1 protein-coding gene is annotated in these 14,328 nt (G+C 31.9%); it reads left to right on the forward strand.

Annotated features, from left to right (window positions below):
- The first annotated feature begins 54 nt into the window (after positions 1-54).
- Positions 55-14,157 carry an Ig-like domain repeat protein gene (locus ACMC9J_RS06150; protein WP_427003065.1) on the forward strand — a complete coding sequence of 4,701 codons (14,103 nt, stop codon included), beginning with the start codon at positions 55-57 and terminating at the stop codon, positions 14,155-14,157.
- Positions 14,158-14,328: the final 171 nt, after the last annotated feature.

The raw sequence follows: 14,328 nt of genomic DNA on the forward strand, positions 1-14,328 counted from the left end.
ATAAAGACTTTAAAAATTTAAAATTTTCAAAATAAAATAAAAAGGAGGATACTCATGGATAAGAAAATTTTAATAATCTTTCTTATAGCTATTGTGGCATTTTCAATATCTTGTGTAAGTGCAGCAGATAGTAATGAGATAGTTATGAATTCATCTGATGCTGTCAGTATTAGTGAAGATGTTTCTGTCGATGATGGTGCATTTGCTAATCCGATAACTTCAGAGGATTCTCAGGTAGTTGGCGATCCTTCATCTGATGGTGTGTGGGTAGCAACTACTGGTGATGATACAAATGATGGTAGTCAGGCTAATCCTGTAGCTAGTGTCAGCAAAGCTGTAGACTTAGCTCAAAGCGGATCTACTATTCATATTAAAGAAGGAACTTATAATCAGGGAAAAATAGGTCTTAATAAATCTTTATCCTTTGTTGGTGAAGGTAAGGTTATATTAAATAGTAATGGTGCAAATGTATTTGAATGTGTTGAAAATGATTGTACCTTAGAATTCACTAATCTTGTTTTCACAGGGGTTTCATCTGTTAGTGGTAGTTCCTGTGGTTTAAGAGTAGGAGGTAATGGAAATCTTAAAGTAATTAATTGTACTTTTACAGATATTAGTGCTAAATATGGTGCAATGCAATTATACACAACAGGTGTTGCAGATATTATTAATTCTACAATAAAAGATGTGACCTGTGGAGTAACTAGGGGATCTATTGTTTATAATTCAGGCACTGGTAAATATAATTTTGATAATATATCTATTATTAATCCTAAATTATCTGATTCTGTAACTGGTGCTGCGGTACATTTAAGAACTGTGTTTTATTTAGATAACAAAGAAGCAACAGTAACTTTAACTAATTCTCGTATAACTGGAGCTAGTGGATCTATGATGTCTCTTATAGAAAATAAGGGTACTTTAACTATTTCCAATACTGTAATTTCCAATAATGTAATTGGAAAAACAGAAAGTGGAATTAATGGTCAATATTTGTTATATTTGGGCTATGCTAATTTTGTAACTGCATTAAATATGACTAACTGTATAATTGAAAACAATACTTTTGGTAATGCAGATACTAGTGCATTAGCTTATATTTTTAAAAATTCCATTGTTAATTTAACTTATTCTTCTATTATGAATAATGGATTCAGTAAAAATTTAAATATTGCATCTGGAGTTACTCCAACTGTTAATTTAGATTACAACTGGTGGGGAACTAATACTTATACTGGTGATAATGTAAATAAATGGGTAGTTATGAGTACTCCTGAAACTACTATTGATGCTGAAAGTGGTAAAGCTATTGATGTAAGTGTTAACTTTAATCATTATACTGATGCTTCTGGTAGTATTCAAGATTTAGCTCAGTCTATTTCTGGAATCAATGTTGACTTTAGTGCTGTTAGTGGTACTTTAAGTAAAAATAATGTAGCTAGTGTAGATGGTATAGCTACTGTAACATACACTACTACAACTAATGATAAAATCACTGCTAAGTCAGGTAGTCAAAGTTTAACTATTGATGTTGTTGCAAAACAAGCAGCAGCTGATATTTGGGTAGCAACTACTGGTAGTGATGATAATGACGGTAGCCAAGCTAGTCCTGTAGCTACTATTACAAAAGCTATTGAACTTGCTGGTGATGGTTATATTATTCATATTGCTGATGGTAATTATGTAATTGATAAAACTTTAAGCATTTCTAAAAGTTTAACTTTAGAAGGTAGTGCTAATACAGTAATTGATGGTAATGCTTCAAGAATTATGGAAGTAACTGCTGATGCAACTGTTGTTTTAACTAATTTGTCTTTCACAAATGGTAAAGCTGCTTTTGCAGGTGCTATTTTAAATGAAGGTAAGTTAACCATTTCTAATTCTAACTTTTATTCAAATAAGGCTACTGGTAGTTCTGGAACTATAATTACTAATAAAAATAAATTAAATATTAATAATTCTAAATTTTATCAAAATTCTGCAGGCAGAGGTGTTGTATTCAATCAAAATGATGCAGTATTAGTTATTGATAATTCTGAGTTTTATAATAATGATATGACTTCATTTTCTAATTCTTATGGTATAGTTTATACAACTTCAGCAAATGCAACTATCTCCAATACTGTATTTAGAAATAATGTTGTTAAATATGGTGGAGCTATTTATGCAACTAAATCATCTGATGCAACTATCGGTATTGTTAATATAATTAATTCTACATTTGAAAGTAATAGTGCAAATACTGGTCAGGGAGGAGCATTATTTGTTTCTGGTGGAGAATGTATTGTAAAAGAATCTATGTTTATTAATAACAAAGCTAATCCTGGAAAATACACTGGTGGTCAAGGAGGAGCAATATACACTTCATTAAACGGTAATGTCAGTGTTACAGATTCTGTTTTCAAAAACAATCAGGCTAAATTAGGTGCTGTATTATACTTAAACGGTGGCAGTAATTCAATCATTTCATATTCAGTTTTATTAAATAACACTGCTGAAGGAGACTATGCAATATCTAATGGTGAATCTGCATCTGGTGTAGCTACAGTTAATTACAACTGGTGGGGAACTAATTCTCCTAAAAATTTAGTGCCTTCAACAGTAACATTAAACAATTGGGTAATCATGAGTGCAGATCCAACTACTGTAACAGATGCTGAAATAGGTGATGTAAAAACAATATCTGTTAATTTCAACAAATATTCAAGTTTTGGTGCTATAAAAGACTTGTCAAAACCTCTTCCAGCTATTGATGTAGAATTTAGTGCTGTTAATGGTACTTTAACAAGTAACCTTGTTTCTACTGTTGATGGTGTAGCTAGTGTTACTTACACTGTAAACGGCAATGATCAAATTACTGCTAAATCAGGTAGTCAAACTTTAACTATTGAAGTTGTTGCAAAACTTCCAGTAACTGATGTTTGGGTATCATCTACTGGTAGTGATGCAAATGACGGTAGTCAGGATAGTCCTGTAGCTACTATTGCAAAAGCAATTGAGTTAGTTGCTGAAGGTCACACAATACATGTAGGTGAAGGTACTTATATTGCTAATTCTTTAACAATAGCTAAATCATTTGCAATGATCGGTTCAGGAAAAGTTATCATTGATGGTAATGCTTCTAAGATTATGACTATAAATGAGAATACAATTGTTAACTTCACTAATGTTGCATTTACTAATGCATTAAATAATTATGGTGGAGTTATGCAAAATCTTAAAGGGACTGTAAACTTAAATAATGTAAGCATTTACAAAAACACTCAAAAATCAGGAAGTACTCCTACTGTAAGTTCAATATACAATACTGGTGTAATGACTATTATTAATTCAAATATTTATGAAAATGACGGTTACGGATTAATATTTAACTCAGGTAATCTTGATATTATCAATACAACTATTTCCAGTAATAATGTTGCTAAAGGAACTACTTATGCATTTTTATATATTGATGGTGGTGTTGTAAATGTAATTAACTCTACAATATCTGATAATACTGCTAGATTAGCTGGTATTTGGCTGAATAAAGGAACTTTAAATGTTAATAATGCAACATTTGAAAATAATGTAGTTACTGTAGGAAATGGTGGAGCAATTCACATTGAATCTGATTCAAGTACTGCAACCATTAAAGATTCCAAATTCATTGGAAACAAAGCTAATAAAGATGGTGGAGCTATTTATAATAAGGGTACATTAAATATTGAAACTTCTATTTTTGATGCTAATGCAGCTTCCAATGGAAATGCTGGTTATCATGGTGATGATATTTACAATTCAGGTATCTTAACTCTACATTACTCTGCATTACTTGGAAAAGGAACTAATAAATTAATTTACAATGAAGGCCGTGAACCAAGTGCTAATGCCCAATACAACTGGTGGGGAACTAACAGCAATCCTTCAACTTTAGTTGGTGCTGGTTTAGATTATGATGATGAACCATGCGATGATGTTGATGTTTCTAACTGGGTTGTTATGAGTGTTGATCCTGTAAGTATTGAAAATGCCAATGTTGGTGATGAAAAAACCTTAACAGTTAACTTCAATCATTATAATGCAAATGGTGTAATTAAAGAATTAACTAAAGCTATTCCATCTGTTGCTGTTAGTTTTGAAGCTGTTAATGGTACTTTAGCAGGTAATATAATTTCTACTGTTGATGGTGTAGCTAGTGTTACTTACACTGTACACGGCAATGATCAGATTACTGTTACCTCCGGTAGTCAGACTTTAACTATTGATGTTAGTGCAAAACAGATTGTAACTGATGTTTGGGTATCTGCTAGTGGTAGTGATGCAAATGACGGTAGTCAGGCTAATCCTGTAGCTACTATTGCAAAAGCTGTTGAACTTGTTAAACCTGGTTATACTATTCATGTGATGGATGGTACTTACACTGTTTCTGATTTAGCTATTAATTTCAATGTAGCTATTATTGGTGAAAATGAAGTTACCTTTACAGGGGACACTAAAACTATGTTCACTGTAGCTAATGGAATTGCTTTTAATTTAACTAATTTAAATATTACTGGAATTAATCGTGGAACCAGCAATTATGGTGTAATCTATAACAAAGGCGGTTCTGTTTACTTAAATAAAATCAATGCTTATTCAAATACTGCAAATCAAGGTGCTGTTGTTTATTCTGATAAAGGTTCAGTAAATATTGTTGATTCTGAATTTAGAGCAAATAGTGGTACTGTAGGTGTTATCTATGCTAATGCTGCTAATGTAGTCATGAATAATTCTAAAATTTATGATTCTACTTTCAGCGGTAATGGTGTTATTTATGGTTCAGGCAGTTCTGTAATCGATTTATCTAATGTAGATATTTCCAATAATAAAATGACTGGTAATGCTTTAATTGGTCTTGCAGGTACTGAATTAACTATAAGTGACTCTTATGTTCATAATAATACTTTAAGTTCTGGTGCAATATTCTATGGTGCATCTTCTGATAATGTCCTTAATATACGTTATTCTATATTTGGTGATAATACTGTCAATAAAGGATTTGCTTATTGCTTATTGGGTACATTTAAAGCAGATATTTCTGATTCTATTATAATTAGTAATGAAGGTACAACATTTGATGCATTGATAGGAACTATTTCAGGTACTATTGATAACAACTGGTGGGGAACTAACTCTCCGAAAACCGGTAAATTAACTCCATCCAAATGGGTTGTTTTAACTGCTACTTCTAATTTCACTGAAAGCCTTAAAGCAGGTGAAGTCATTGGTATAACTGCTGGATTAAACACTCTTCGTGATGCTGCAGGCAATAATTATACTCTTGGCGATACTGACATCTTTGATGGATGGAATGTTGAAATTAATGGTGAAAAAGCTACTGTTAAAGATGGAAAAGCAACTGTGTTATATACTTTAACTTCTGGAGAAAATGTTATTCCGGTTAAAGCAGATAGTGAAACTCTTACTTTAACTTATAATGTCGGATCTTCAACTACCAATATAGTAACTAATGACACATTCTTTAACTTCTTTGATAATGCAGGTACCTTATTGGAGAGTATTACTTATGATACTTTAATCTTCAAAGGCGAATTCTCAGATCTTGGGGTAAATGTTGTTTACGTTCCAAGAGCTATTACTATTAATGGTGATAATGCAGTATTGAGAAATATTGCAATAATGTGTGAACAAGGAACTGTTTTAAATAACTTAACTTTAAATGCTACCAATTATGTTGCCGATACTGATGGTGCTCTTATATATGCTATCGGTAGTGATGTCACAGTAAATAATATTACTATTGATTATAATGCTACTGACGGATCTAAGAATGCAATTGCAGTTTATGCTAGTGGTGCAGATAACTTTAAATTAGTAAACAGTACAATTACTTTCACTGGAAACAATGTTAACGGTAAAGTATTTGCTCAAGGTATAAAAATAGCAAACAGTAACAATGCTGTTGTTGATTCAAACATAATTACTACTTCCTGTCCGTTAGTGGATGTTGATTACAGCCATTGGGGAAGTATCGACACTGATTTGGTATTTGCAATTGGTGTGGAAAAATCAGAAAATGTTAAAATTATTAATAATGTAGTGGATAATTCTGCTTGGACTAAAGGAAATGGTGCTAATTTCCCTACTTTCGATGCATTTATTGCTCATACTGCTAATAATTTGTTGATTAAAAACAATACTATTTCCCATACTGATTTAATAACTCCAAAAGGAACTTCAAGTTATATTTATGCACTTGATTTTTATGAATCCAATAGTGTAATTGTAGAAGATAATCGTGTATTGCTTAATACTACTGGTGGTAAAGAAGGTGCAGGCGCTGCTTATGCTGTACAGGTTACCGGTCCTTATAATAATTTTGTAGTCAGAGGAAATAATTTAACCACTGTATCTAACGGTCCTAATTTAGCTGTGTACTCACAAAATTATTATGGTACTACTGAGATTACTGTTGAGAACAATTGGATTAATGTAACTGGTTTTGCTGGACCTGCTGACTTTGCATTAGTTTCCGGTATGGAATTCCAGGATACTGTAGCTAAAGCATATAATAACACTATCTATGTTCAAAATGTAAACGAATATAATGATAATAATAATATTGCAGGAATTACTTATGTCCAATCAACCAGCGGAAACCACAAATTTGATATTCAGAATAATACCATTTATTCTGAAGGAAAATATGCAGTATTAATTAAATCTGCTGAAAACTCTCAAATAATTGGCAATACATTATATGCTCATGAATTAAAAGGTGATGATGCAGCAATATTCAAATCTGGAACTAATAATATTATTAAAGATAATAAACCAATAGCTTCTGACATTATAATTGATGTAAATAATGTATGGATTGGTAAAGAAGCAGTTATAGGTGTAACCCTTAACTCTGCTGCTACTGGTAGTGTAAACATCACTGTAGGTGGTAAAACTTACACTGTTAGCTTAACTGATGGTAAAGCTACTTTAAAAGTATCTGATTTAGTTGCAGGAGTTAATACCGTTGTTGTAAATTATTATGGTGATGATAACTTCAAATATTCAACTAACTCTACAACATTTAAAGTATTGGTTGGTGTTGTAACTAATGAAACTTTCTTTGACTACTTTATTAATGGTACTTTAGCAGATTATGTTCCTGAAGGTGCAACTTTAGACTTCAGAGGTAAATTCTATAGTCATGATGATGTCAAATTTGATTTGGCTATTAATAAACCAATTAATATGATTTCAACTACTGGTGATGCATTCATTGATTTAAACACTACTGCAGGCAGTTTACTTGGTGAAAATCCTGGTTCTTGTTTCACTATCAATAATGGCGGTTCAGGATCCAATGTGTCTGACATTATATTCCATAACTCTCAGGTTTGGATTTATGATGCTCATAATGTAGTTTTAGATAATATTAGTGTAATTGTTGAAAATAAAAAAGTTGGTTCTGGTGTTGGAACTACTTCCATACGTCACGGATCTACTAATGTAACCCTTAAAAACAGTTATATTTACACCAGTAACAATGGTGGATCAAGCAGTATTGTTTTAACTCACGTTCAAAATTGTACTGTTGAAAATAACACTATTGTCGGTGAAGGTAATGTCGGTAATTTACTTTACTTGAATACCTTTAATGATGCAGACTGTGATTTAAGTAATGATTACAATAAAATCATCAACAATAAAATAACCGGTCCAAGTCCGACTTCTGCATTTTGTTACGGTATTGGAATTACTGGTAACAATAATTTAATTGCCGGAAATGTAATTAATTATGCTGGTGCTGGTATTGTTAATGCATGGGGTGGTGTTCCTAACAACATCACTTACTGCGACAATGTTTTAATTGGTGGAGCTAGTATGACTGTTGCAGCTAATTCTGTTGCTTATAACAACACTGTTTCAGGTGCTTTAAATGTTGGATCAGGTTCAGTTGCTTATAACAACACTGCAAAATCCATATCTGCCAGTTCTAATTCTGTTGTATCTGATAGTATTGTAACTGCAACTTTAACAGTTCAGGCAGGAGTTAAAGTAGCTAATGTAACTGCTGCTTCTTTATCTGTAAACGGTAAAAATGCAGTTATTGAAAATGTGTCCATTAGCGGTGTTGGAACTATTAAATCCAGTGCAACTAACACTACATTAATTAACTCCACATTTGGAGGTATGCTTACTGTTCAAAGTAATGATAACACAATAAAATACAATAACATTGTACTTGCTACTGGTAATGCAACTATTCTTGTAACTGGCGGAAATAATGTAATTACTGATAATTATTTAGTTGCTGGAGATAAAATAGGTGATAATGCAGTTAATTCTACTGTCGATACAAACATTATAAAAGACAATCTTCCAAACGAACTTATCAATGTTACAATTACTGCAAAAGATGTATTTGAAGGCAGTGATGTAATAATTGATGTAGTTGTCGGAACTGTTTCTGATTTAACTGGAAAATTCACCCTTAAAATCAATAATAATGAATATGATCTTGTTTTCTCAGATTCAAAAGCTAGTGTAGTTATTTCCAATTTAACTGCAGGTAAATATGATATAACTGTAACTTATAGTAATTCATCATACGCTTTAAGTAATGCTACTTCCAGTGTTAATGTTTATGGAAATGTTGTAACTAATGAAACATTCTTTGTCTACTTTGATGAAGACGGATTATTAAGAAAAGAAGTTCCTTTCGATGAATTAGTATTTAAAGGTGAATTCTCAAATCTTGTAAATCTTATTTCAATTGAAAAACCTCTTAAAATAACCAGTGATAATGCAGTATTAAGAAACATAGCATTTGCTGTGCTTTCAGATAATGTAGTATTAAACGGATTAACTTTAATCTCTAATGTTTCATGTGATGATAACGGTGGAACTCTCATATTGGTAGCTGGAAATAATGTGAATATTACTGATATGAACATTAGCTATATTATTAAAGAAAGTGTCGATGCTGTTGCAATTAATGCAAATGGTGTTTCAAACTTAAATGTTGTTAACAGCAATATTTTCTTTGAAGCATGTCCTAAAGATGATACATTAACTGCATGTGCTATTAATATGGAAGGCGTTTCCAATTCATTTATTGATGGAAATAATATTACTGCAGTCTTACCTTATTTATTCGCATCTAATTATGATTATACATACTTTATGATGGGTGTAAATACTGTAAATCCAATTAGAATGAGAGAATGTACTAATGTGACATTTTCCAAAAACAATGTAAACACTACTGCAAATGATGGAAGTGCTAGTTTCCCTACTTTACAATGTATGTTTATTGTCGGATCTAAAGACTGTGTAATTGATGGTAATAATTTCTCAATGATTGATACAGTTATTCCTGCAGGTACAAGTAATTACCTCTATGGAATTAACATTGGATACAATAAAAACTTAATGATTTCCAATAATGACTTTAAAATGTCTACTGCTGGAGGTAAAGATGCTGCAGGTACTGCATATGCAATACAAGGTGTAGAATGTGAAGTATCTATGATTGGAAACAATATTACAAGTGTAAGTAACGGTCCAAACTTAGGTATTTACTTTGCAAGTATGACTGGTGGAACATCTGAACTTTACATTGCCAATAACTTAATTAATGTTACTGGTTTAGCTTCTGCTAGTGGTAGCTGGGCTTTAGTATCTGGTATTGAAGTACAAAACGGTAATGCAAAAATATACAACAACACAATTTACACTTATAATGTAGGAGCTTACAATCCGGGAAATTATATGTATGGTATCAGTTATGCTCAATACATGTACGGTGACCGTTCATTTGATGTACGTAACAACACAGTATATGTTGATGGTCATTATGCAGTGTCATTCTTAAATGCAAATAATTGTAATGTAACTGATAACTTTTTAATCACTCGTGATTTAGCAGGAGATGCAGCTGTTGAAATTAAAGCAGGTAAAAATAATGTAGTTGAAAACAACTATCCTAGAAGTTCTGATTTAATATTCAACATTACTTCTGAAGAACCTGGAAAAATTTTAATCAATGTAACTATTGATAAAAAAGCTACTGGAAATATGACTATTAAAGTAAATGGTGAAGAATACACTGTAACTATTGTGGATGGTTCTGTTAGTTTGACTTTGGATAATTTAGATAATGGAACTTATTTCATTGAAACTGCATATGGTGGTAATACTTTTATTACTGAAAGTTCTAACAGTACTTTCTTTAACTTAGGTTTAATTGAATCTTCAATTGTTCTTAATGTAAGTGATATTAAAGTAGGTCAGGATGCAATTATCACTGCAAATATTACAGATGGTGCAACCGGAACTGTAACATTCTTTGTAAATGGTAACTCTTACCTTGTATTTATTGAAAATGGTACAGCTACTTTAAAAGTTAGTGATTTAACACCTGGTGATTACTCTGTATTTGCCCAATACAATGGTGATAAACAATATACTATATCAAGCAATTCTACAGTATTTAATGTAGCTAAATTGTCTTCAAAAGTAGCAATTAATGTAAATAATATTAAAGTAGGTCAAGATGCAACTATCAGATTAACTCTTCCAAATGTTAATTCTGGAGTTGTAAGTGTAATTGTTAATGGAAAAACATACAATGTAAACATAGTCAATACTAAAGGTACATTAACAGTATCTAATTTAGCAAACGGAACATACACAGTGATTGCTAAATTTGAAGGTAATGATATGTATGCAGCAAGTGAAGCTAATACAACATTTAGTGTGTCTAAAATTGCTTCAACTACAACTGTAAGTGTTAGTGATATTAATGCAACACAAGATGCAGTTATTAACATAGCTGTTCCGGGTATTGCTTCTGGTGTAGTTAGTGTTACTGTTGGCGATGCAATTTATAGTGTTGCTGTTGTTGACGGTAAAGGATCTTTAACTGTTTCTGGTTTGGCTGCTGGTTCTTATGATGTTGTTGCTAAGTTTGCTGAAACTGATATGTATTTAGCTAGTGAGGCTAATGCTACATTTAGCGTATCTAAATTAGCTTCTACAATTACTGTTGCTGTTGGCGATATTGATGCAACACATGATGCTATTGTTAATGTTGAAGTTCCTAATGTTGATTTAGGAAGTGTAACTGTAACTATTGGCAAAACAAGTTATAATGTAGCTATTATTGATGGTAAAGGTACTTTAAATGTTCCTAATTTGGATGGTGCTACTTATGATGTTGTTGCTAAATTTAATGGTAATGATAAGTATTTGGCTAGTGAAAACACTACTAAATTCACTGTATCTAAAATTGCTTCCAATATTGTTGTGTATGTAAAAGATATTGATGTGGATGGACTTCTTGTTTTCGATGCTTTTGTTAGTCAGGGTGCTACTGGTTCTGTATTCTTCAGGAAAGGACTTACTGAAGTTGGAAATCACATTATTGATGGTAGAGCTACTGTGAGATGGGGATATATGTCTACTGCAGGTACTTATACTTTTGAGGTTAGGTATGCAGGGGACGGCAAATTTTTACCTTTCTATTCCACTGTTTCAGCTAATGTAAATAAAATTGCATCTAGTGTATCTGTTAATGTAAATGATATTAATGTTGGGGAAAATGCAATTATTTATGCAACAGTCAGTCCTAGTGGTGTTGCTGGTGATGTAAAACTTACAATTGATAATAAAACTTACACTGAAAAAATTAGTGATGGTGTTGTTAAATTTACAATTCCAAATTTAACTGCAGGTAAACATGAAATTAGTGTAACTTATGCAGGTAATTACAAATATCTGTCTTCAACAAGTTCAACATCAATCAATGTTTCAAGATTTGATTCAACTACTCATGTTAGTGTAAATGATATTAATGCTGGAGAAAATGCAGTTATTAATATAGCTGTTTCTAACGGAACTTCTGGTGTAGCTAGTGTTCGTGTTGGTGATATGAGTTATAATGTTGCTGTTGTTGATGGTAAAGGTACTTTAACTTTATCTAATTTAATTGCAAAATCCTATGATGTTGTTGTTAAATTTGAAGGTAATGATGTTTATTTACCTAGCCAGGATGCAACTAAATTCACTGTATCAAAAATAGTTTCTGCAACTAATATTACAGTAAGTGATATTAATGTTGGAGATGATGCAGTTATTGATATAGCTGTTTCTAATGTAACTTCTGGTGTAATTAGTGTTCGTGTTGATAATACGGTATATAATGTTGTTATTGTTGATGGTAAAGGTACTTTGGTTGTATCTAATTTGGCTGCAGGATATTATACTGTTGTTGCTAAATTTGCCGAAAATGATATGTATTTAGCTAGTATGGATACTGTTAGATTTACAGTTTCAAAATTAGCTTCTACAATTACTGTTAATGTAAGTAATATTAATGTTGGTGAAGATGCTGTTATTGGTATTGCTGTTCCTGAAGTAACTTCTGGTGTGGCTAGTGTTACTGTTAATGGTAAATCTTATAATGTTGCTATTGTTGATGGTAAAGGTACTTTGGTTGTATCTAATTTGGCTGCAGGATATTATACTGTTGTTGCTAAATTTGCCGAAAATGATATGTATTTAGCTAGTATGGATACTGTTAGATTTACAGTTTCAAAATTAGCTTCTACGATTACTGTTAATGTAGGCAATATTAATGTTGGTGAAGATGCTGTTATTGGTATTGCTGTTCCTGAAGTAACTTCTGGTGTGGCTAGTGTTACTGTTAATGGTAAATCTTATAATGTTGCTGTTGTTGATGGTAAAGGATCTTTAATTGTTTCTGGTTTAGCTGCTGGTTCTTATGATGTTGTTGCTAAGTTTGCTGAAACTGATATGTATTTAGCTAGTGAAAACAGTGCTAAATTTACTGTTTCCAAATTAGTTATTTCATCTATGGATGTTGATGTTAAAGACATTAAAGTAGGTGATGATGCTGTAATTAGTGTTGCATTGCCTGAAGATGCTACTGGAAATGTAATTGTAAACGTTAATGGTAAAAATTACACTGCTGTAGTTAAATATGGTGTAGCTAGTGTAACTGTCTCTAATTTAGCTAATGGAACTTACAGTGTAAGTGTATTCTACAATGGTGATGATACATACATGCCTATGGAGAATTCTACTAAATTTACTGTTTCTAAAGTGTCTGATTATAATATGACTGTTGATATTGCAGATATTATTAAAGGTGAAAATGCTACAATTACTGTTACTGTTCCTAAAGATGGAACCGGTAGTGTAGTTGTAACAATAAACGGTACAGATTACAAAGGAACAGTTACTAACGGTACTGCTAAAGTTATTATTCCTGGTTTGGATGAAGGAACCTACAAAGTAGTAACCTTCTACACAGGAGATGCTAAATACGACTCCATGATAGTTAACGGAACAATAACAGTTAATAAAAACACTAAAACCACCTTAACAATGGACGATGTTGTAAAATACTTCAGCGGTGCTCAAAATCTCACAGCTAAACTTGTTGACGCATTTGGAAACCCAATAGCTAACGCAACTGTTTACTTCACAGTAAACGGCAAAGTTTATGCTAAAACAACTGATAAAAACGGTACAGCTTCCATGGGTATCGGATTAGTTCCTAACGAATACAAAGTAAATGCTGTATTTAACGGAACCAAAGATTATGATAAAGCAACAGCTAATGCAACAGTAACTATTAAAAACACCGTCTTTGGAAACGACACTACATTATACTTCTGTAACGGAACAAAATATGTAGCTAAATTCTTAGACAGTAACGGAAAAGCATTAGCAAACACAACTGTTAAATTCAACATTAACGGTGTGTTCTACACCCGCGTAACTGATGAAAACGGTACAGCTGGTTTAGGCATCAGATTAAATCCAAAATCATATGTTATAACAGCTTACAACCCGGCAACCGGTGAAGAAAGAGCTAACAACATAACAGTTTTACCAAGATTAACTGCACAAGATCTCTCCATGAAGTATCTTGACGGCAGCACATTTAATGCTACTCTTGTTGATGGTCAAGGTAAAGCTTTAGCTGGTGCAAACATAACCTTTAATGTAAACGGTGTTTTCTATCATAAAACAACCAATGCTAATGGTGTAGCTAGCTTAAACATCAGATTAATGGCTGGTGAATATATCATAACATCAATGTATGATAACTGCTGGGCATCAAATAAAATAACAATTTCAGCTTAAGAAGTTAAAATCTAACTTCTTAACTTTTTTTCTTTTTTTAACTCATTTTAAAACATAATTATTAAATAGTATACAATCTAAAAATATGAATGTATATTAAATAATTTTTTAAGCTAGTTGCTTAACTTTTTATTTTCTACTAAACTTTAGAATATACAATTTTGAGGTGTT

It is taken from the genome of Methanobrevibacter intestini, assembly GCF_047402955.1.
In the GTDB taxonomy this organism is placed as follows: domain Archaea; phylum Methanobacteriota; class Methanobacteria; order Methanobacteriales; family Methanobacteriaceae; genus Methanocatella; species Methanocatella intestini.

Bases quoted from the DNA above. Each gene is read 5' to 3' on its own strand.
- ACMC9J_RS06150 (WP_427003065.1), top strand. From the start codon at position 55: ATGGATAAGAAAATTTTAATAATCTTTCTTATAGCTATTGTGGCATTT.